The organism is Couchioplanes azureus (genome assembly GCF_014648355.1).
In the GTDB taxonomy this organism is placed as follows: Bacteria; Actinomycetota; Actinomycetes; order Mycobacteriales; family Micromonosporaceae; genus Actinoplanes; species Actinoplanes azureus.
Map to the genome: position 1 here is coordinate 251,528 of NZ_BMQY01000009.1, position 19,737 is coordinate 271,264.

The following is a 19,737-nucleotide window of genomic DNA, read 5'->3' on the forward strand; positions in this document are numbered from 1 at the left end:
ACAGTGTTCCGCAGATCGCCCGCCCAGGTCCGCGAACTCCGCATTCGGCGGGTTAGCGTGGCCCGTGTCCGGGCATGCGACCGCCATGACCCAGGACCAGTACACGCGCCAGGACCCGCGCGGCCAGTATCCCGAACCCGCCCTCGACGGCGGCGACCAGCCGTACCCCGGCCTCACCGGCGCGATGCCCGACCGGCCGGACCACGGCGAGGAGACCTACCGCGGCAGCGGCCGCCTCACCGGGCGGCGGGCGATCATCACCGGCGGCGACTCCGGCATCGGGCGGGCGGTCGCCATCGCCTACGCCCGCGAGGGCGCCGACGTGCTGATCTCGTACCTGCCGGAGGAAGAGCCGGACGCGCGCGACACGGCGAACCTCGTCGAGGAGGCCGGGCGCAAGGCGGTGACCGTACCCGGCGACATCCGCGACGAGGCGCTCTGCGCGGCGATCGTGGACCGCGCCGTCCAGGATCTCGGCGGCGTGGACATCCTGGTCAACAACGCCGCGTACCAGATGGCCCAGCCGGGCGGCATCGCCGAGATCACCACCGAGCAGTTCGACCGGGTCATGAAGACCAACCTGTACGCGATGTTCTGGCTGTGCCGGGCGGCGGTGCCGCACATGCCGCCGGGTTCGGCGATCATCAACACCGCGTCGGTGCAGGCGTACCTGTCGTCGAGCGCGCTGCTGGACTACGCGACCACCAAGGGCGGCATCGTCGCGTTCACCAAGGCCCTGGCGGAGGACCTGGCCGAACAGGGCATCCGGGTCAACGCGGTGGCGCCCGGCCCGATCTGGACGCCGCTGATCCCGACCACGATGCCGGCGGAGAAGGTCGAGAAGTTCGGCGCCGACACCCCGCTCGGCCGGGCCGGGCAACCGGCGGAACTGGCCCCGGCGTACGTCTACTTCGCGTCGCAGGAATCCAGCTACGTGACGGGCGAGGTCCTCGGCGTGACCGGCGGCAAGCCGGTGAGCTAGGCGCAGACCCATGACGAAGGCCCAGGTCAGTGCGTCTGACCTGGGCCTTCGTCGTCGGAGCGGGCGACGAGAATCGAACTCGCGTAATCAGTTTGGAAGATCATCCGGGCTGTCCCGGTGCGCCCGAAACGCCTGCTCAAGGCGGGTCAGTTGGTGCCCGCATCTGCCCGGTCATGACCGCCGACGGACCGGCCTACTGGCACGGGAATGGCACGGCCACGGTTTGCCTGCTGGCTACTGGCGATGTTGCCCTGCCATCGCGGTCAGCCCTCGAGATACAATCTCCGTAGTCGCCTGGTAGCTCAACGGATAGAGCGCCCCTTTCGTAAGGGTGGAGGCTGCGGGTTCGAGTCCCGCCCAGCTTGGGAAGCGGAGCTGCGCATGTCGCAGCTCCGCTTTTCCCGTTCCGCACCCTGGTGGAGCGGGCCTGCCCTTGGGTCGTCGGTCTCGGTAGGCAAGCACAGGCTGAGCAGCAGGAACCCGCAAGGTGGTACGGCCTTGCGTGTCTCTCACGTCCCATAGAGGCGAGCCTTTGACCTGACCTCAACCGCTTCACGGCCAGGTACGGGAGTCCTGCCGGTACCCATCACCTGCGACCATCCCTCGCCGGTGATGGGGTTGACCTCGCCAGGATTCGGGCGATCCCGCAGGGGGCCGACTACCTCGCACACGACGGACAGCGTCCCCCTTGCTCGACGGGCTTTGCCGTGCGGGAAGCGTCCCGGCTGCGGCTGGCCGGTGGCCGGCGGGGTGGGGCCCCTCTGGGGTGCCCGGCCGGGCGCCGGGCGAGCCGCGCGGCCCGCTTGCGGGCCGCCTTGATCTAGTACAGGCGAATTCGGCAACGCTCGCCGGTGACGCGGTCACGGTCACTATGGGACGAGAACACCGCTCGACGCCGAGAACTGCGGGGACGCTCCGCTGCAAGGTCCCTTGGGCTAGGTTCTGCCACTGTCGCAGCACCGAACGGTACTCGCGAACGGGTTGTGGCGGGCGGGTGCCCCGGGCAGTGCCCACGATTGGGCGTCCGACACGCCGACCAGTCAAGCTGCAGCATCTTACGTAGGCGCTGCTCAACCGGCATGTCGCGTATCACTGGTGATACGCCAACAGCTTGACGTCTGGATCGGAAAGTCGGAGACTCCAGGAGGAAACAAAACTTCGCAGAAGTTCGCGAAAGTTCGTGATGGTGTGTTTCCATACGGAACGAGGCCCGCGCTGCGAACGCGAGCCCCGTCCTCACAGTCGTCTGGTGGCCGCGGACTCTATGGGAAGAGAAGGCTGATCCAGTCGACAAACTCCACGAAACCCCTGTGCAGCCAACCGGCTCCAGGGGTCTCGTGCATTTGGAGCAGGTTCTGCGCTCGGAAGAGCAGATCGATACTCCGTACTACGAGGCCAACTCCCTCGATCGAGGGTCGCGGGAGCTGACGGGTTGCCCGTCGGTGACGCCCCACCCGGCGACGGGTTGGGCCATCATCCTTAGGGCGGTGCCGATTTTCCAACACTGCCTCCCCTCCTCAGGTTCGCCTTTGGCAATTACGGCCGCGGGCAGGCTGCGGCTCCTATGCCGTCAGCCAGGCTTGACCGGACCAGCCGGGGCCTGAGGAGGTGAGTCACGCTGTCAATCGGCCGACGCCGAAGACGTCGGTATCAAGTGGCAGCCGCAATGGTCAGCTTCGACCGTCTCGGCGTCGCATGACTTACACCCTTGTAACTATTCCTACGTCGAACGTTAGGCCGCGACAGTCCGTACGCGCAAGCTCACTGGCGCGTCGGCGCGCCGTATTTTCTACCTCAACACGGCGGGTGTCGCAGCGTTCACGATGGGTTCCGACTCGGACAAGATCCGGAATGGAGATGGAGCGCAAAGGGGGGCGCCACGTCGCCTACCAGCGCCAATTCATCTGACCCGTTCGCCCGCGTCGCCGACGACAAACCCGACAGCGTGGTGGGACTTTCTGAGCGGTTCGGACGGCTTTAATGCTATTAGGGTAAATACCTTTCCTTGGCATCGCACGTACGTTCGAGGTCCTCCCTTCCCTTAATACATGTGTTTCAGGCCCTCCGAGTCGCCGGACATGCGTTGGGTCAGGGCAACCTTGGCGGGCGTAGAGTCTTCGTAGGCAATGCATGCATGCATGAGGGGGTCGGAGTGCCGACGGATGCATCCGCTCAGCGACTTCGAATCGGCGCTGAGCTGCGGCGACTCCGCGAGATGGCCCAGCTATCCGGCGAGCATGTTGCCCGCACGCTTGGCTGGTCTCAGCCCAAGGTGTCCCGCATCGAGGCCGGCCGCACTGCCTTCACCGTGAAGGATGTCGCGTTCCTCCTTGCCTTGTACGGGGTGACGGATGACGTGCGGGCTGAGCTGCTCGGCGCGACGGCCGAGGACACCGGCGAGGGTGCGTGGATCGTGAGAGCCGGAGGCTTCCCCCGGCGCCAGGGTTCAATCGCGGCGCTTGAGTCGGTGACGAAGCGGATCCGTCATCACCAACCTGTGGTGCTGCCCGGGTTGCTTCAGACGTACGACTACGCCAAGGCGGTCGCGAAGGCGGCTGGCGCGGCCGATCCCGATGGCATCGCCGCGGCCCGGATGCGCCGACAGGACATGCTGACTGCGAAGGGCGCACCGAAGTACGAGGTCGTCCTCGACGCTCGTGCGCTCCTTCTGGGCGTCGCCGACGCTGACTTGATCCGCAGTCAGCTTGACGCGTTGGCGGATCGGGCCGGGTCGCTGCGTCGGCTCGACCTGCGGATCATCCCGCTCGGTGTCGTCTCGCCAGCCTTCTCAACCGTCGGCTTCACCGTGTACGACTTCCGAGCCACCGAGAGCCCGTCGGTGGCATGGATCGAGTCACCCACAGGCGACGTGTACTTCTCTGCCCCCGAAGACATCGAGCGTTACACCGAGTTGTTCAAGGCTCTACAAGGCGTTGCGCTGGCACCCGACGATTCGATTGGATACCTACGGTCGCTCGCGATCGACGTGGAGCGATACCTAGATCCAACAAACCGGGGAGGCAACACACGATGAACCGTCCCGACTTCAGTAAGGCCAAGTGGCGCAAGAGCGGCGTCAGCGGCGACGGCGGCTGTGTGGAGGTCGCGTACGTCGATGGCGTCATCGGTGTCCGCGACACGAAGGACAACGGGGCTGGACCCGTACTCGCCTTCACGCAGCGGGAGTGGACGGCGTTCCTGGCCGGCGCTCAGGCTGGCGAGTTCGAACTCGACGAGCTCAAGGGCTGACATCCCATGACGGCGGAAGCAGCGGAGCAGCATGCCAAGGCAACCCGGCGTGCTACCCCGCTGCTTGCCGCCACAGGCATCTCGGTCACCGGTGACGGCGCTTTCCTCGCCGCCGCTCCGCTTCTTGCTGCCGCGCTGACGCGAGATCCGGTCGCGGTTTCGTCCGTGACCGCAGCCGTGTACGTGCCATGGCTCGTCTTCGGCCTCCCGGCTGGCGCCCTGGTCGACCGGTGGCGCCGTCGTCGCGTCATGGTGATCTCCGATATCGCCCGCGCAGGTGTACTCGCCGGACTCGTCGGACTGCTGCTGGCCGGCTGGCTCACGGTGCCCATGCTGGTGGCGGCGGTTGCCCTTGTCGGCATCGCTCAGTGCTTCTTCGACTCGGCGGCTCAGGCTGTCATCCCGGCCATCGTCGGACGGGACAAGGAAGCGCTCGCGCAAGTCAACGGGCGGTACTGGGCTCTCGATACCGTCGGGCGCTCGCTACTCGGCCCGCCACTCGGATCGGTGACCTTCCAGCTCGCCCGGCCGCTGCCGTTCATCGCGGACGCGGTCTCCTTCCTCCTGTCCGCAGCCCTCGTGCGACTGCTGCCGGACACGCCCGTCCCGGATGGCCCTCACGAGAAGATCAGCGTCGCGATCCGGTCCGGCCTCCGCCACCTGTTCAGAACCCGCGAGCTTAGAACGCTCGCATTCAGCATGGGCGCCTACAACGGCGCCTTCAACATCGCGATGGCACCCTTCGTGCTCTACGCGATCGACGTGCTCGACGTGCCGAACGCTGCGTATGGCGCCCTCCTCGCCACGACGGCGCTCGGAGGCGTCGTTGCAGGCTGGAAGGCCGGGCCGCTGACCCGCCGACTGTCGTTCCGCCAAACCATGGCGCTCGCCCACATCACGCAGTCCATCGCCTGGGCAGGCATCGCACTCGCCGGCAACGTCTGGATCGCGGCGCCGTTACTCGCCCTACTCGGAGCGGGCTCCGCCCTATCGAGCGTTGCCGTCGGATCCGCCCGTCAGGCCCTGACCCCGGACGGACTCCTCGGGCGTGTTGTCTCGGCATTCCGTCTCTTCGGCCTCGGAGCTGCTGGCCTCGGCGCCTTCGTCGGCGGGGCTGTAGCGGACATCTACGGACTTACCGCGCCGCTGGCAGTAGCCGCCGCTCTTCTGGTAGCCGCCGGGCTGCTGACCTGGCCTTTCCGCCAGCGCCCGTAACTTTCTCAAGATTCTTTTATCTTCTCCTTGAAGTTGCCTTATGCACGCGTGCATACTTCATTCATGCACGCATGAATAGGCCGTTACCGGGGAGTCCCGGTGGCACATGACAAGGAGTCAACGAGATGGCGATCCCGAACACGATGAAGGTGCCGGTGCCGTGGGAGTACATCGCTCCGAGCGGCGCGCTGTTCTTGGGCGTCGAGGCAGCGACGGATTTCGACAAGCGCGGCCAGGGCGACGACCAGCTCCGGGACAAGGAGACCGGCGAGCGGGTGTGGCTGGTCAAGGCGCTGGACCTGGACCCGGAGGCGGGCAAGTTCGGCGCGACGAAGGAGATCAAGGTCAAGGTCGTGGCGCCGGTGCAGCCGGTCCCGCCGACGGCGACGGTGCCGGGTTACCCGCCGATGGTGGAGTTCACCGGCGTGACCCTGACCCCGTACGTCGATTCGCAGAAGTGCAAGGACGCGACGGCGAAGTGCCGCGCCCGGTTGGCGTGGTCGATCCGCGCGACCGGGATGACGGAGCCGCAGGCGGCCAGCAAGCCCGCGAAGGCGGCGTGATGAGGACGCATCGCCGCACCGTCGCTGTCCTGGCTGGGCCGGGTGTCCGGGCTGCGCGCGAGGTGTACGAAACGATCCCGGCCGACGCGATCCGGGTGGCCGCCTTGGTGGAGATCGCCGCTGCTGCGGCGGCGTTGGCCCGGACGGTGGTGCGGCTGCGTCGCTTGGACCCGGATCTGATCGCCCCTCACGTGCGCGACGCCACGGATCTGCGAGCGGTACTCGGCCGTGGCCGGTGGCTGCCGACCATGATCCGGCACGTACCCGCCCCGCCATCCGGCCCCGTCCCGGGCGCAGGCGTGGCGGTGGTGCCGGTGTCTCGGTCGGTGCGCCGCCGGGTGATCCGCTCGGCGCGGGTGTCTGCTCAGGAGTCGCTGTTCCCGCTCAGTGCGTGACCGGATCCGGTACGTGGGTCCGATCCTCGGATGAAGGGATAGGCAATGTCTCGAACACGTCGAAGTACCGGCAGGGACCGCGACCGCATCGAGCGGGTGCTCGCGTCGGAACGTCCGCTGCGGGAGGCGAACTTCTTGCCGAAGTCGCAACGCAAGGTGGTCCGTAAGTCGATGGTCCGGGCGTATCTGGCAAACAAGATGGCGGATGCGCGGGTGGACCGGATGGCGCGGGTCGAGTTCTACCGGAACCTGCGTCAGATCAAGCTGCGCCGCCGGAAGATCGCCGCGGAGATGCGGGTGCTGGCTGACCTGGTGTCCGGCCTGTACCGGGAGGTCATCCGCATCGATGACCGGCACGTCGGGGAGATTCGGGTGAACGTCGGCGGCCAGCGCACGGGGATGGACATGGCTGTGGTGGACGAGGCCACCGACCTGCTCAAAACGGCTAGCGGCGCCACCAGCGCCGCCGCGGACGAGTTCGACGCGTTCTCGCGCAGGAAGGTCTACTACACGGAGGTGGCGGCATGAGCGACATCACCGGCCGCATCGATGACATCGACGTGCAGATGGAACGGATCCGGCGCCTCATCGACAACGGCGCCCGCCAGGACCCCGAACTGGGCGCCGGGCTGGGCACCACCGAGGACCTGACCGGTATTCAGCGCCGCGTCGACCGGGCGCTCGCGGCCGCCGAAGGCGTCGACCGGGCGTACCGGGACCTGCTGCGGCAGAACGCCGCCTAACACTTTTCGTCAGCAGGGAGCCACCCATTGCCAATGGTGGTGCGGCTCCCTGCTGCCCTTTTCCTGGAGGAGTCGTGGCCACCGTACGACGGCACAGCTTCGGTGATTTCCTGTTCAGCCTGATCGGCAAGCTGCTCGTCTGGGTGGCGAAGCTCGCCGCCAAACTCATCGCCCGCATGGTCGTCCTCGCGGTGTCCCACCCCCGCACCACCCTGTCCGGCGCACTGGGCTTGGCCGCCGTGCTCTACGCCGGCTGGCGGACCGTCGCCCTGGTCCTGGGCGCCACGCTGATCGCCGCGTCGACCTGGCGGGTGGCGCACGAGGACACGTTCATGTGGGTCGTCGGCGCACCGGTGCGCACGTGGTGGCGGCGCTGGTGGACCTACCGCCGGCAGTGGGCTGACGTGTTCACCCGCTGCGACCTGGCCGTCGCGGCCGACGACGAGTGGCACCCGCCGACCTTGAAGAAGGTCACGACCACGGCGTACTGGGACCGGCTGACCATCCGGATGCAGATCGGTCAGGACCTCGACCAGTTCCGGCAGAACGCGGAGAAGCTGCGGCACGGCTTCGGCGCGCAACGCGTCGCCGTTCGCGAGATCGCCCCCGCGCTGCTGGGCCTGGACCTGATGCGCCGCGACCCGCTCCTCGCACCGGTGCCCGCCACGCCGTTCGCGGAGTCGACCGCCGCCATTGACTGGGCGCGGGTCCCGGTCGGCCGGGACGAGTTCGGCGACGAGTTCACGATCAGCGTGGTCGGCGGGCACACCGCCGTCGCCGGATCGAGCGGTGCCGGGAAAGCGGGCGTGCAGTGGAACGCGCTGCGGCACCTGGCCCCGGCCATCGCTGATGGCACCGTGCGCCTGATCGGGATCGACCCGAAGGTCAAGGAGCTGGGCCGCGCCCGGGCGTTGTTCGCCGAGTATGCGGTGGATGAGGAGGACGTGGTCGAGCTGCTGCAACAGCTCGTGCGCGACATGAAGGCCGCCAACGCCGCCGACGCCGACACCGGAGAACGCGACTTCGCCCCCGCGCAGACCCGGCCCCTGCATCTGATCGTCATCGACGAGCTGGCCCCGCTGTTGAAGTACTGGCCGCGACGGACCCGCGACAAGATCGAAGATTCCCTGGGGCTGCTGCTGACCCAGGGCCGCGCCGTCGGCTACATCGTGCTCGGCGCGATCCAGGAGCCCACCAAGGACTCGTTCACGGTGCGGGACCTGTTCACCCGCCGCCTCGCGCTGCGGCTGCCCACCGAGAGCCACACCGACGCCGCGCTGATCGAGAAGGCCGTGGACTACGGCGCCCGCTGCCACGAAATCCCGGAAAGCCTCCCCGGTGTTCTGTTCTCCCTCGTCGACGGCGGCCGGCAGACCACCCGCGCCCGCCTCGGCCATGTCACCGACGCCGACATCGACGCCCTACTCGACCACGTGCGCTCGCTGCGCGCCGTCGTCGCCCTCGACACCCGCCGCCCGGCCACGACTTCGCCAGCCATCGGAATCGAGGCCGCGTGATGCGCGCCGCCCTGCTCATCCTCGCCGTCCTGACCGTGCTGTTCCTCACCGGGTGGCTGCTGGTGCCGCTGATCGCCGCCCACGCCCCGGCCATCGTCGGCGGCCTCGGCATGGTGCTGCTGCTGGCCGCCCTGCTCTGGCCCCGCAAACGCGAGTGCGGCGGCCTGCACTGCCCCGGCTGCCGCCGCCACTGACCCCCTTGACCGGAACGGAGGCGATCCTCATGTTCACCACCACTGTCCGCCGCCCGGCCGCCCGCAGGTCGTCGGTCGATACCCAACACCTCGACTGGTGCGGCGGTGGTCACCACTGCGGCCTCGGTGAGCACCGGTCCGCCCCGATCACGGCGAAGTTGCCCGGCGCCGGCACCGTGGTCATCACCCGCGTGCAAACTGCCCGGGGCCGCCAGTACGCCGACGTGCACCTGTCCGTGGCCTTGCCCGACGCCGACACCGCCGCCCGCTACCAGCTCAGCGCGCTGCTGCACCACCTGACCCGGCTGATGTCCGCCATCAACCGCCACCATGCCAGGGCCGGCCGATGAACACCCCCGCGGCCCGCGTCGAATCCGTCGCCCTGACCGTCATCCTCACCGTGGCCGCCCTCGCGGCCGGGTGGGCTTCATTCACCCACGTGCACGACTGGACCATGCGCCACGCCCCCGCCGGCACCCCGGACGCGTTCGGCTGGGTCAACGCCGTCATCAGCGAACTCGTCCCGGTCGCCGCAGTCCTCACCATCCGCCGACGCCGCCGCCTCGAGCAGCCCATCGGCTACCCACTCGCCCTACTCATCGCCGCCGCCGCCCTGTCCCTCGCTGCCCAACTCGCCGTCGCCCAGCCAAGCCCGTCCGGCTGGCTGCTGTCCGCCGTCCCCTCGCTCGCCTTCATGGCCTTGGTCAAGCTCGTCTTCACCACCGCACCGCCGACGGCCTCGTCTTCGCCCGCCGGTGAGCGCCTCGCCGTATCGGATACCAACGAGACCATCCCGCCGACGACTGACATCGCGCAGGCGCCGCCGTCGCGACCCGTCACGGTGCCGCCTCTGGTCGCGTCGCCCACGCGCCTTAACGGCGCTTCCGTCATCGGGCAGGTGACCCGATGACCGCGCCCGCCCTGCCCGGCTTCACCCTCGCCACGCCGAACTCCGAGCCCCGACCGGGATCGCGTGCCGCCCGCCTTGCGCTGCCGCTGTCGGCGCATGTGCTCAAGGACATCTGCGCCAAGTACGGCGTGTGCCTGCGCCCCGTGTCGCTGCGCCGCACCTGCCTGCACACCGGGCTGACCGAGCTGATCGACATCCCGTGCGGCGCGACCCGCGAGGACAAGTGCGCGCCCTGCGCTAAACGCGCCCGCCGGCTGCGCCAGGTCCAGATCCGCGAAGGCTGGCACCGCACCGACGAACCGCTGCCCGCCCCGGCCCCGGCCACCCACGAGCAGCGCGGGCTGATCCTGCTGCGCGCCGACTTCGAGGCCGCCCGCGACAGCGCCGTGCGCGAAGCCCAGTGGGACCAGGTCGCCGAACTGGACCAGGCCATCGCCGAAGTCGAGGAGTCCATTGCCGCAGAAGGGCTGCGCGGCCGGGTCGCACCGCCGCACCCTGGCCCCGACGACGACCCCGCCGACACCGGCAAACGCCGCCAGCGCTCCACCCGCCGCCGTCAGGACGCCCCCGCCCTGCCCCGGCAGAAGGTCGAACCACGCACCGTCGGCAAGACCTACGTCGCCCCGGACGGCAGCACCGTGCGGCCGTCGATGTGGCTGACCCTGACCCTCGACTCCTACGGCCGCGTCCTGCCCGACGGCACCCCGGTCGACCCGGCCAGCTACGACTACCGCCGCGCCGCCTGGGACGCCGTGCACTTCCCTCGCCTGCTCGACCGGTTCTGGCAGAACCTGCGCCGCTGCGTCGGCTGGAACGTCCAGTACGCCGGCTGCGTCGAACCCCAGCGCCGCCTCACCCCGCACGCGCACTTCGCGATCCGCGGCACCATCTCCCGCGCCGTCCTGCGGCAGGTCGCCGCTGCTACCTACCACCAGGTGTGGTGGCCGCCCGTGGACCGGATGCGCTACACCCCGGACCAGCCGCCCGTGTGGGATGCCGACCAGAGGGCCTGGCTCGACCCGACAAGCAGGGAACCGCTGACCCCATGGACTGACGCCCTCGACCAGGTCGACGCGGACCCGGACGCCGAACCCGCGCACGTCGCCACCTTCGGCGTTCAGGTTCGTGCGGAAGGCGTCAACGCGGGCACCGAGCACGCGAGCCGCACGATCGGCTACATCACGAAGTACATCACCAAGAGCTCCGCCGACTGTCACAAGATCGAGACCGCTCGGCAGCGGCAGCACCTGGACCGGCTTTGGCAGGAACTGCGCGTCACCCCGTGTTCCGAGCGGTGCGCGAACTGGCTGCTTTACGGCGTGCAGCCGAAGAAGGCCCACGGTCGGCTGCAGCCCGGCCGGTGCAAGGGCAAGACCCATCAGCGGGCCACCCTCGGCATCGGCGGGCGGCGCATCCTCATCTCCCGAGACTGGTCCGGCAAGACCCTCGCCGACCACCGCGCCGACAGCCGCGCCTGGGTCCGCGCCCTGCTCGGCGTCTCCACCGACGCCGAACACGCCGAAATTGCCCCGTCGGCCGAGCCGATCGGCACGTACGCCTGGGAGCTGGCCAGCCCGCACGACGCGGACCTCGCACCCCTCGGCCACCGGCTGCTGCGCGCCCTCTCACACCGGGTCCAATGGCGCACCGCCCTCCTTGCCGCCCAAGACCGCGCCGCCCAGCTCGCCACCGCTGATCTTTCGGCAGCTGCATCCGACCCAGCCCGTGGAGGGGAGATCGCACATGAGTGAAGAGCTGCTGACCAGCGAGGAGGTCGCCCAGCTCCTGCGTAGTACGCCGCGATTCGTGCGCAGGCTGGTGGCCGAGCGTCGCATCGCGTACGTCAAGAGTGGGCGCAAGGTGTTGTTCGAGCCGGTCGCGGTTCGGGCGTACATCGACTCCCACCGGGTGGCGGCGTTGACGCGAGCTGAGCATCGGGCCGAGTTGTGGCGGGCTGCCTGATGGCAAACAAGCCGGGTCGCCGTCGCTTCGGCAACGTGCGCACTCTGCCCTCCGGCCGGTGGCAGGCTCGCTACGTCGGTCCAGACGGCATCATGCGGACCGCCCCGTCAACGTTCCCCACCGAGCGGCAGGCGCTGCGATGGCTCACGGTTGTCGAGTCCGACATCATCAAGGGGGAGTGGGTCGCCCCGGAGGCCGGAGAGGTTCTGCTCGGCAAGTACGGACCGCGATGGATCGCCGAACGCAAGCTGGCCGCTCGCAGTCGCCAGGGCTACGAGTACCTCTTCCGGCTGCACATTGAGCCCCACCTCGGCGCGTTAGCTTTGGCTGCGATCAAACCGGCGACCGTCCGTGCCTGGCGGAAGAAGCTGCTCGACGCGGGTACGCCCGAGCCTCAGGCGGTCAAGGCATACACGCTGTTGCGCGCCATCCTCAACACGGCGGTGCGCGAGGACGAGATCCTCACCAAGAACCCGTGCCGGATCAAGGGCTATGACCGGTACCACACGCCGGAGCGGCCGACCGCCACCGTTGCGCAGGTGTTCGCTCTGGCCGAAGCCATGCCGCCGCGGTTCTCGGCGTTGGTGGTGGTGGCCGCCTTCTCGGGGCTGCGCTGGGGCGAGCTGGCCGAGCTGCGGCGCAAGGACGTCGACCTCGCCGCCGGTGTCGTGCGGGTCTCGCGCAAGCTGGCTGTGTTGGTCGGGCGAGTCGAAGTCGGGCCGCCCAAGTCCGCCGCCGGCGTCCGGGTCGTCGCGCTGCCGACCGTCGCGCTGGACGCGCTGGCCGCGCACATGAAGGTGAAGGAATTTGTGGCTGACGGCCCGGACGCGCTGATCTTCACGGGTGACAAGGGCGGTCACCTGCGGGCCAGCACCTTCAATCCCCAGGTGAAGTGGCGCGACACCGTCGCCCGCCTCGGACTGCCGGGCTTCCACTTCCACGATCTTCGGCACACCGGCAACACGCTCGCCGCCACGACGGGAGCCAGCACCCGCGAGCTGATGCACCGGATGGGTCACTCCACGGTCCGGGCCGCGCTGGTCTACCAGCACGCCACCAGCGAGCGGGACCGGGAGATCGCGGGGGAGATGGACAAGCGCATCGCCAAGCTGGCCGGCAGGGGCGGCAAGGCCAAGAAGTCGAAGAAGGGCAAGGCGGGCGAAAAGGGCAAAGGGAAGAAGGGTGAGGGCAGGGACACGCCGGACCTGGGGACCTGAGCTAATGGCACGGGAATGGCACGCAAGATCGACAGCGCGGTGGGAATGAAGAAGCCCAGGCCGGAGAACCTGCCTCTGACCTGGGCTTCTTGCCGTGGAGCGGGCGACGAGAATCGAACTCGCGTAATCAGTTTGGAAGACTGAGGCTCTACCATTGAGCTACGCCCGCATGACGCCGCACTCTTCGGCGCGGCGCCGTGGCTAGCGTACTGAATCTCCGCGCCGGACGCGAACCGGTTCCCCCGCGTGGCGCATCCCGGCGACGCCGAGGCACACACCACACGACCGACCGCATACACTTGCCTGCGGCCTCGGGGTGTGGCGCAGTTTGGTAGCGCACTCGCTTTGGGAGCGAGGGGCCGTGGGTTCAAATCCCGCCACCCCGACTTTCACCAACAACGAAGAGATCCATCAAGGAGTACGCCTGTGAAGAGCACCGTCGAGACTCTGAGTCCGACTCGGGTGCGGCTCGCCATCGAGGTGCCGTTCGACGAGCTGAAGCCCAGCCTGCAGAAGGCGTACCGCGAGATCGGGTCCCAGGTCCAGATCCCCGGCTTCCGGCGCGGCAAGATCCCGCCCGCCGTCATCGATCAGCGCGTCGGCCGCGGTGCGGTGCTCAACGAGGCCGTGCAGGAGGCGATCCCGCAGCAGATCCTCGCCGCCGTGCGCGAGCACGAGGTCAAGACCCTCGGCCGTCCCGAGGTGGAGATCACCGAGTTCGCCGACAACGAGCCGCTGAAGTTCACGGCCGAGGTCGACGTGCGTCCCGAGATCACCATCCCGGACCTCTCCACCATCAAGGTCGAGGTCCCGGCGCTCGAGATCGGCGACAACGAGATCGACGAGCAGATCAACGGCCTGCGCGAGCGCTTCGCCACCCTCAAGACGGTGGACCGTCCGGCCGCCGAGGGCGACTACGTGCAGCTCGACCTCAAGGCGACCGTCGACGGCGAGGAGGTGCCGGGCGGCTCGGCCACCAACATCTCCCACGAGGTCGGCAGCAAGCAGCTGCTCCCGGGGCTCGACGAGGTCCTCGTCGGCCTGTCCGCCGACGCCCAGACCACCTTCACCACGCAGCTCGTGGGCGGCGACTTCGCCGGCCGGGACGCCGAGGTGGCGGTCACCGTGCGGACGGTCAAGGACAAGCAGCTGCCCGAGATCGACGACGAGTTCGCGCAGATGGCGAGCGAGTTCGACACCCTGGAGGAGCTCCGCGCCGACCTCAAGGAGCGGCTCACCAAGGTCAAGAAGGTCGAGCAGATCTATGCCGCCCGGGACGAGGCGCTCAAGCAGCTCGTCGCGGCCGCCGACATCCCGGCTCCCGAGGGCGTCGTCAAGGAGGAGGTCGAGGGCCGCAAGCAGGCCATGACCGACCAGCTCGAGCGCATCGGCGCCACCCTCGAGGACTACCTGGCGTCCGAGGAGAAGACCGAGGAGCAGATCGACACCGAGCTCACCGAGGCCGCCGCCGAGGGCGTCAAGATCCAGCTGCTGCTCGACACGATCGCCGACGCCGAGGACATCCAGGTCTCCGACGACGAGTTCGGCCACGAGATCGTGCACCGGGCGCAGCGTGCCCAGATGCAGCCCCAGCAGTACTACGACCAGCTCGTGCGGTCGGGCGCGGCCGCGGCCGTCTTCGGCGACGTACGCCGGGGCAAGGCCCTGGCCAACGTCATGGAGCAGGTCGAGATGAAGGACAGCGAGGGCAACGTCCTCACGCTCGACGACCTGCGCGCCGCCAGCGAGGACGAGCACGCCGGGCACGACCACTGACGTTCCCCGGAAAGGGCCGCCGCGCAGCCGTGGCGGCCCTTTCTCCGTTCCGCCGGCCCCGGTGCGCTGTCAGCGAACACCTGCCCGAGCGGGAAGCTGATGCGCATTCGACCGGTTAGGTTGGTCGTACGACGGACAACCTGCCGGCCGGACCCTCGGCCGACACAGTCAGCTGTGAAGGGCTGCCATGACCGATCTGCACATCCCAGCGAGTCCCACGCTGCGTGGTGACTCCCTCAGTGGCAACCTCGACGACTCGGTCTACAACCGCCTCCTGCGCGAGCGCATCATCTTCCTCGGCAGCGAGGTGACCGACCAGGTCGCCAACCGCATCTGCGCGCAGCTGCTGCTGCTCTCCGCGGAGGACCCGGAGCGCGACATCAACCTCTGGATCAACTCGCCGGGCGGCTCGGTCTACTCCGGCATGGCGATCTACGACACGATGCAGTTCATCGACAACGACGTCTCCACCGTGGCGATGGGCATGGCGGCGTCGATGGGGCAGCTGCTGCTCTGCGCGGGAACCAAGGGCAAGCGCTACGCGCTGCCGCATGCGCGGATCATGATGCACCAGCCGTCGGGCGGCATGGGTGGCACGGCCGCCGATATCGCCATCCAGGCCGAGCAGATGCTGTATACCAAGCGCATGTTCCAGGAGCGGGTGGCTCACCACACCGGCCAGGACCAGGCGACCATCGAGGCCGACTCCGACCGCGACCGCTGGTTCACGGCGGAGGAGGCCAAGGACTACGGCTTCATCGACAAGGTGATCACCGGGGCCACACAGGTTCCCGAGGGCGCCGGAACGCTGAACTGAGGAGCTGAGCAATGACGGACCTGACCATGCCTCCCGGCTTCGCTCCGGTGCACAACCGCTACGTCCTGCCCTCGTTCGTCGAGCGCACGTCGTACGGCGTGAAGGAGTCGAACCCGTACAACAAGATGTTCGAGGACCGGATCATCTTCCTCGGCGTGCAGGTGGACGACGCGTCGGCCAACGACGTGATGGCCCAGCTGCTGACGCTGGAGAGCGCCGACCCGGACCGCGACATCCTGATGTACATCAACTCGCCCGGTGGCTCGTTCACCGCCATGACGGCCATCTACGACACCATGCAGTACGTGCGGCCCGACATCAGCACCGTGTGCCTGGGCCAGGCCGCCAGCGCCGCCGCCGTGCTGCTCGCCGGCGGCACCCCCGGCAAGCGGATGGCGCTGCCGCACTCGCGGATCATCATCCACCAGCCGGCCACCGAGGGCGGCTACGGCCAGGGTTCGGACATCGAGATCCAGGCCCGGGAGATCATGCGCATGCGTACCCAGCTGGAGGAGCTGATCTCCAAGCACTCCAACCAGCCGCTGGAGAAGGTGCGCAAGGACATCGACCGCGACAAGATCATGACGGCCGACGAGGCCAAGGACTACGGGATCGTGGACACCGTGCTCGCGACCCGCAAGAAGAGCCTGCAGGCCGCCGGCGTCGGAAGCTGACGCCCGGTTTCGCAGGTGGCGCCGGGTCGCGGTCCGGATTCTGTCCGTGACTGCAGCGCGCCGAGGGACGGATGGGAACGCGATGTCAGGGGTCGGTCGGCGCGCGCTAGACTGACTGGCCCCTGACACGCCCGTTTTGGGGGGTCGGAGAACCGCCCTCGAGCGGGTAACGTCGAGTCGGCAACCTCAGCAACGCGGGTCGGCAGACGATGAGATACCGACGAGGAAAATCGTCCTCGGGCCGAGGGCCGGTGCGAACCGGTCGATGAGCGCAGGGAGAACGTAGGTGGCACGGATCGGTGACGGTGGCGACCTACTGAAGTGCTCCTTCTGTGGGAAGTCTCAGAAGCAGGTCAAGAAGCTCATCGCGGGCCCAGGTGTCTACATCTGCGACGAGTGCATCGACCTCTGCAACGAGATCATCGAGGAAGAGCTGGCCGAAACCGGCGAAGTGAAATGGGAAGAGCTTCCCAAGCCGATGGAGATCTGCCAGTTCCTCGACAACTACGTGGTGGGGCAGGAGCAGGCCAAGAAGGCTCTCTCCGTGGCCGTCTACAACCACTACAAGCGGATCCAGGCCGAGTCGGCCGGCGCGCCCGGTGCGGGCAGCGACGTCGAGGTGGCCAAGTCCAACATCATGCTCATCGGCCCCACGGGCTGCGGTAAGACCCACCTGGCGCAGACGCTGGCGCGGATGCTCAACGTCCCGTTCGCCATCGCCGACGCCACGGCGCTGACCGAGGCGGGTTACGTCGGCGAGGACGTCGAGAACATCCTGCTCAAGCTCATCCAGGCCGCCGACTACGACGTCAAGCGCGCCGAGCAGGGCATCATCTACATCGACGAGGTCGACAAGATCGCCCGCAAGAGCGAGAACCCGTCGATCACCCGGGACGTCTCCGGCGAGGGCGTGCAGCAGGCCCTGCTCAAGATCCTCGAGGGTACGGTCGCGAACGTCCCGCCGCAGGGTGGCCGCAAGCATCCGCACCAGGAGTTCATCCAGATCGACACCACCAACGTGCTGTTCATCGTCGGTGGCGCCTTCGCCGGCCTGGACCGGATCATCGAGTCCCGGGTCGGGCAGGGCGGCGTCGGCTTCGGTGCGCACCTGCGCTCGGTCTCCGAGCGCAACACCGACGACATCTTCAGCAAGGTCATGCCGGAGGACATGCTGAAGTTCGGCCTGATCCCCGAGTTCATCGGCCGGCTCCCGGTGATCACGACCGTGCGCAACCTCGACCGCGAGGCGCTCATCAAGATCCTCACGGAGCCCCGCAACGCGTACGTGAAGCAGTACCAGCGCCTCTTCGAACTCGACGGCGTCGAGCTGGAGTTCGACCAGGGCGCCCTCGAGGCGATCGCCGACCAGGCCATGCTCCGTGGCACCGGCGCCCGCGGCCTGCGCGCCATCATGGAGGAGGTCCTCCAGAACGTCATGTTCGAGGTGCCCAGCAACCCCGACGCCGCCCGGGTGGTCATCACCCGCGAGGTCGTGGTCGAGAACGTGATACCGACGATCGTGCCCCGCGAGTTCGTGGGCCGTCGCGCCCGCCGCGAACGCGAGGAGAAGTCCGCCTGACGCGGACGCCGCTCCAGCGCTCTACGCCATGCCGTCACCGTCGCCCTTCAGGGCGGCGGTGACGTCGTTTTCCGGCGGGATGGTGGCCGGGGTAGCCGGGGCACCGGTACCGAGCGGGTGAGGGGCCGCTGAGCGTCGCGTGCGCCTTCCGGCCCGGCTCGCCCTTCGCCGGGGGTGTGGCGTCCTTCGCCGGAGGTGTGGCGTCCTTCGGCGGGGTTGTGGCGTCTTCGGCGGGGGTGTGGCCGCTGAACCCTTCCGCGTGTCCGGGTCGGCTTCCTTGCGCACTCAGGGCACCCGGGCCGAGGCGTTCCGGACGGGCGCCGAGTTCCGTACGCTGGCGGGCATGCGCGTTGCCGTCTGCCAGTTGAACGCTCGCGACGACCGTACGCTCAATCTTGCGGTGGCCCGCGACCTCCTGGGCCGAGCCGCCGCGGCCGGGGCGACCCTGGCCGTCCTTCCCGAGTATGTCGACTACCTCGGAGCGGGCCCGGGCATGCCGAAACCGGAGCCGGTCGACGGCGAGTTCGCGGCCTTCTTCGCCCGGGCCGCCCGCGAGCTCGGCATCTGGGTGCATGCGGGCTCGTTCCACGAGGCCGGCCCCGACCCGGAGCGCACCTACAACACCTCGCTGATCTTCGATCCGGCGGGCGAGCTCGTCGAGACCTACCGGAAGATCCATCTGTACGACGTGGAGATCCCGGGAAGGGTGTCCTACCAGGAGTCCCGCTCCGTGGCACCGGGCGAGCGCACGGTCGTCACCGAGATCGCCGGCGTTCCCACCGGGCTGTCGATCTGCTACGACCTGCGGTTCCCCGAGCTGTATCGGCGGCTTGCCATCGATGGCGCCAAGATGCTGGTGGTGCCGGCGGCGTTCATGATGCACACGGGGCGTGACCACTGGGAGGTGCTGCTCCGCGCCCGCGCCATCGAGAACCAGTGCTACGTGGTGGCGGCCGGTCAGATCGGAGATCACGACCCGGGCCGGACGTGCTTCGGCCGCAGCATGATCGTCGACCCGTGGGGGACCGTGGTCGCTCAGGCGCCGGACGCGGTTGGCATCGCCTGCGCCGACATCGACCTGAGCCGGCTGGACGACCTTCGTACCGAGCTGCCCAGCCTCGCGAACCGTCGCCTGTAGCGGTTGCCTCTGCGGTCAGGACACGTGCCACGGCCGGCCCTGGCGAGTTTCGAGTCGCCTCAGAAGGTCTGGAACAGGTAGCTGACCACCGCGATACAGACGACTGCTCCGCCCACGAGGAGCATCGCGCCGCCCATGCGGGACGGTCCGCGCTGGATCAAGCGGTGCACCGAGACCACCACCGCCGCCAGGACCAGAATGCCGATGACCAGCTGGGACAGCGGCATCAGGAGGCCGAACAACGCGTCGGCGGCGAGCGCCGGTTGAGGTGCCATGCCTGCCACTCTGGCACGTCCGCGCGCCCGGTGGGATTTCTGGGGCGGGGGCCGATTTGCGTTCCCGGTGGGGCGTGGCGTAACTTTCTCTCTGCCCGCGGGGAACCCGGACGGAGCGGCACGAAAGTGACCGGTCCGGCGGAGTACCTGAGGGCGGCTGGAAGCAGGCGCTAAGCTTGCGGACAGTTCCGGGCGAAGCAGGCGGCAGGATTTGCGCCAGCGAGAACGACCGGGTAGAGTTAACCGGCCAGCAGGAACCGGGCGGATCGATCACCAAGTGATCTCCGGACGGCTGCTAGGCCACCTGATGACACTCACACCTTCTAGGGTGAGCGTCTGCACGGGAAAAACTTGGGCGATGCTACGAGGATCCTCCGGGATCTTCCAAGACTCAGGTCTTGCGCTGGCGAGGTCGACCAGGTAAGTTAGAGCGGTTGCCCCGAGCGGGTCTCCTCGGAAGAGGGGGAACGAACGGTGTGTGGTTGTTCTTTGAGAACTCAACAGGGTGCTTGATAAGCCAGTGCCAAGAAT

21 protein-coding genes and 2 tRNA genes are annotated in these 19,737 nt (G+C 68.4%); 21 read left to right on the forward strand and 2 right to left on the reverse strand.

Translation table 11 applies throughout. The annotated features are described in order from the left end of the window. Positions 1 to 85: 85 nt before the first annotated feature. The 15 genes from IEY99_RS27705 (at position 86) to IEY99_RS27775 (ending at position 12,947) form a co-directional block, all read left to right on the forward strand. On the forward strand, positions 86 to 982 hold the full coding sequence (locus IEY99_RS27705) for an SDR family oxidoreductase (protein WP_189207053.1): 897 nt from the start codon (positions 86 to 88) through the stop codon (positions 980 to 982). 2,152 nt (positions 983 to 3,134) lie between these two features. Then, on the forward strand, positions 3,135 to 4,016 hold the full coding sequence (locus IEY99_RS27710; RefSeq protein WP_189207018.1) for a helix-turn-helix domain-containing protein: 882 nt from the start codon (positions 3,135 to 3,137) through the stop codon (positions 4,014 to 4,016). Next, positions 4,013 to 4,231 (forward strand): DUF397 domain-containing protein, encoded by a 219-nt coding sequence (locus tag IEY99_RS27715; RefSeq protein ID WP_189207019.1) that lies wholly within the window; start codon positions 4,013 to 4,015, stop codon positions 4,229 to 4,231. The genes IEY99_RS27710 and IEY99_RS27715 overlap by 4 nt, the downstream gene beginning before the upstream one ends. A gap of 6 nt (positions 4,232 to 4,237) precedes the next feature. After that, a complete protein-coding gene (locus tag IEY99_RS27720; protein WP_189207020.1) occupies positions 4,238 to 5,446 on the forward strand; it encodes an MFS transporter in 1,209 nt (402 codons plus the stop codon). Between the two features lie 125 nt (positions 5,447 to 5,571). Continuing rightward, entirely contained in the window at positions 5,572 to 6,009 is a 438-nt protein-coding gene (locus tag IEY99_RS27725; protein ID WP_189207021.1) for a hypothetical protein, read from the forward strand. After that, complete coding sequence (locus IEY99_RS27730; protein ID WP_189207022.1) at positions 5,943 to 6,404, forward strand: hypothetical protein; 462 nt, start codon at positions 5,943 to 5,945, stop codon at positions 6,402 to 6,404. Before IEY99_RS27725 ends, IEY99_RS27730 begins: the two co-directional genes overlap by 67 nt. 96 nt (positions 6,405 to 6,500) lie before the next feature. Further along, positions 6,501 to 6,932, forward strand: coding sequence for a hypothetical protein (locus IEY99_RS27735; RefSeq protein WP_189207023.1), 432 nt, complete (start codon positions 6,501 to 6,503; stop codon positions 6,930 to 6,932). Next, complete coding sequence (locus IEY99_RS27740) at positions 6,929 to 7,147, forward strand: hypothetical protein (RefSeq protein WP_189207024.1); 219 nt, start codon at positions 6,929 to 6,931, stop codon at positions 7,145 to 7,147. Before IEY99_RS27735 ends, IEY99_RS27740 begins: the two co-directional genes overlap by 4 nt. Positions 7,148 to 7,221: 74 nt before the next feature. Continuing rightward, positions 7,222 to 8,664, forward strand: a complete 1,443-nt coding sequence (locus tag IEY99_RS27745; RefSeq protein WP_189207025.1) for an FtsK/SpoIIIE domain-containing protein — start codon at positions 7,222 to 7,224, stop codon at positions 8,662 to 8,664. After that, positions 8,661 to 8,858: a hypothetical protein gene (locus tag IEY99_RS27750; RefSeq protein WP_189207026.1), complete on the forward strand. Its 198-nt coding sequence runs from the start codon at positions 8,661 to 8,663 to the stop codon at positions 8,856 to 8,858. Before IEY99_RS27745 ends, IEY99_RS27750 begins: the two co-directional genes overlap by 4 nt. A 29-nt stretch (positions 8,859 to 8,887) precedes the next feature. Next, the gene (locus IEY99_RS27755) at positions 8,888 to 9,208 is read left to right on the forward strand and encodes a hypothetical protein (RefSeq protein ID WP_189207027.1); all 321 of its coding nucleotides are present in this window, start codon (positions 8,888 to 8,890) and stop codon (positions 9,206 to 9,208) included. Beyond that, positions 9,205 to 9,768: a hypothetical protein gene (locus IEY99_RS27760; protein WP_189207028.1), complete on the forward strand. Its 564-nt coding sequence runs from the start codon at positions 9,205 to 9,207 to the stop codon at positions 9,766 to 9,768. The genes IEY99_RS27755 and IEY99_RS27760 overlap by 4 nt, the downstream gene beginning before the upstream one ends. Further along, positions 9,765 to 11,519, forward strand: coding sequence for a replication initiator (locus IEY99_RS27765; protein WP_189207029.1), 1,755 nt, complete (start codon positions 9,765 to 9,767; stop codon positions 11,517 to 11,519). Before IEY99_RS27760 ends, IEY99_RS27765 begins: the two co-directional genes overlap by 4 nt. Then, positions 11,512 to 11,730 (forward strand): helix-turn-helix domain-containing protein, encoded by a 219-nt coding sequence (locus IEY99_RS27770; RefSeq protein ID WP_189207030.1) that lies wholly within the window; start codon positions 11,512 to 11,514, stop codon positions 11,728 to 11,730. Before IEY99_RS27765 ends, IEY99_RS27770 begins: the two co-directional genes overlap by 8 nt. After that, positions 11,715 to 12,947: a tyrosine-type recombinase/integrase gene (locus IEY99_RS27775; RefSeq protein WP_229799303.1), complete on the forward strand. Its 1,233-nt coding sequence runs from the start codon at positions 11,715 to 11,717 to the stop codon at positions 12,945 to 12,947. Before IEY99_RS27770 ends, IEY99_RS27775 begins: the two co-directional genes overlap by 16 nt. Positions 12,948 to 13,042: 95 nt before the next feature. On the opposite strand, the gene IEY99_RS27780 is transcribed toward IEY99_RS27775, so the two are convergent. Then, positions 13,043 to 13,116: transfer RNA gene (locus IEY99_RS27780), tRNA-Gly, on the reverse strand. 143 nt (positions 13,117 to 13,259) lie between these two features. Here IEY99_RS27780 and IEY99_RS27785 point away from each other — a divergent pair. The 6 genes from IEY99_RS27785 (at position 13,260) to IEY99_RS27810 (ending at position 18,931) form a co-directional block, all read left to right on the forward strand. After that, a tRNA-Pro gene (locus IEY99_RS27785) sits at positions 13,260 to 13,333 on the forward strand. A 40-nt stretch (positions 13,334 to 13,373) separates the two neighbouring features. Continuing rightward, positions 13,374 to 14,723: a trigger factor gene (gene tig, locus IEY99_RS27790; protein WP_189207031.1), complete on the forward strand. Its 1,350-nt coding sequence runs from the start codon at positions 13,374 to 13,376 to the stop codon at positions 14,721 to 14,723. 187 nt (positions 14,724 to 14,910) lie between these two features. Then, the gene (locus tag IEY99_RS27795; protein WP_189207032.1) at positions 14,911 to 15,540 is read left to right on the forward strand and encodes an ATP-dependent Clp protease proteolytic subunit; all 630 of its coding nucleotides are present in this window, start codon (positions 14,911 to 14,913) and stop codon (positions 15,538 to 15,540) included. An 11-nt stretch (positions 15,541 to 15,551) separates the two neighbouring features. Beyond that, the gene (locus IEY99_RS27800) at positions 15,552 to 16,214 is read left to right on the forward strand and encodes an ATP-dependent Clp protease proteolytic subunit (protein ID WP_189207033.1); all 663 of its coding nucleotides are present in this window, start codon (positions 15,552 to 15,554) and stop codon (positions 16,212 to 16,214) included. A 286-nt stretch (positions 16,215 to 16,500) separates the two neighbouring features. After that, positions 16,501 to 17,793, forward strand: a complete 1,293-nt coding sequence (gene clpX / locus IEY99_RS27805) for an ATP-dependent Clp protease ATP-binding subunit ClpX (protein ID WP_071806713.1) — start codon at positions 16,501 to 16,503, stop codon at positions 17,791 to 17,793. Between the two features lie 343 nt (positions 17,794 to 18,136). After that, a complete protein-coding gene (locus IEY99_RS27810; protein WP_189207034.1) occupies positions 18,137 to 18,931 on the forward strand; it encodes a carbon-nitrogen hydrolase family protein in 795 nt (264 codons plus the stop codon). Between the two features lie 59 nt (positions 18,932 to 18,990). Here the strand turns inward: IEY99_RS27810 and IEY99_RS27815 are convergent, their stop codons facing one another. Continuing rightward, entirely contained in the window at positions 18,991 to 19,206 is a 216-nt protein-coding gene (locus IEY99_RS27815) for a hypothetical protein (RefSeq protein WP_189207035.1), read from the reverse strand. Positions 19,207 to 19,737 lie beyond the last annotated feature (531 nt).

Bases quoted from the DNA above. Each gene is read 5' to 3' on its own strand.
- IEY99_RS27705 (WP_189207053.1), top strand. From the start codon at position 86: ATGACCCAGGACCAGTACACGCGCCAGGACCCGCGCGGCCAGTATCCC.
- IEY99_RS27715 (WP_189207019.1), top strand. From the start codon at position 4,013: ATGAACCGTCCCGACTTCAGTAAGGCCAAGTGGCGCAAGAGCGGCGTC.
- IEY99_RS27720 (WP_189207020.1), top strand. From the start codon at position 4,238: ATGACGGCGGAAGCAGCGGAGCAGCATGCCAAGGCAACCCGGCGTGCT.
- IEY99_RS27725 (WP_189207021.1), top strand. From the start codon at position 5,572: ATGGCGATCCCGAACACGATGAAGGTGCCGGTGCCGTGGGAGTACATC.
- IEY99_RS27740 (WP_189207024.1), top strand. From the start codon at position 6,929: ATGAGCGACATCACCGGCCGCATCGATGACATCGACGTGCAGATGGAA.
- IEY99_RS27755 (WP_189207027.1), top strand. From the start codon at position 8,888: ATGTTCACCACCACTGTCCGCCGCCCGGCCGCCCGCAGGTCGTCGGTC.
- IEY99_RS27760 (WP_189207028.1), top strand. From the start codon at position 9,205: ATGAACACCCCCGCGGCCCGCGTCGAATCCGTCGCCCTGACCGTCATC.
- IEY99_RS27765 (WP_189207029.1), top strand. From the start codon at position 9,765: ATGACCGCGCCCGCCCTGCCCGGCTTCACCCTCGCCACGCCGAACTCC.
- IEY99_RS27770 (WP_189207030.1), top strand. From the start codon at position 11,512: ATGAGTGAAGAGCTGCTGACCAGCGAGGAGGTCGCCCAGCTCCTGCGT.
- IEY99_RS27795 (WP_189207032.1), top strand. From the start codon at position 14,911: ATGACCGATCTGCACATCCCAGCGAGTCCCACGCTGCGTGGTGACTCC.
- IEY99_RS27800 (WP_189207033.1), top strand. From the start codon at position 15,552: ATGACGGACCTGACCATGCCTCCCGGCTTCGCTCCGGTGCACAACCGC.
- IEY99_RS27810 (WP_189207034.1), top strand. From the start codon at position 18,137: ATGCGCGTTGCCGTCTGCCAGTTGAACGCTCGCGACGACCGTACGCTC.
- IEY99_RS27815 (WP_189207035.1), bottom strand. From the start codon at position 19,206: ATGGCACCTCAACCGGCGCTCGCCGCCGACGCGTTGTTCGGCCTCCTG.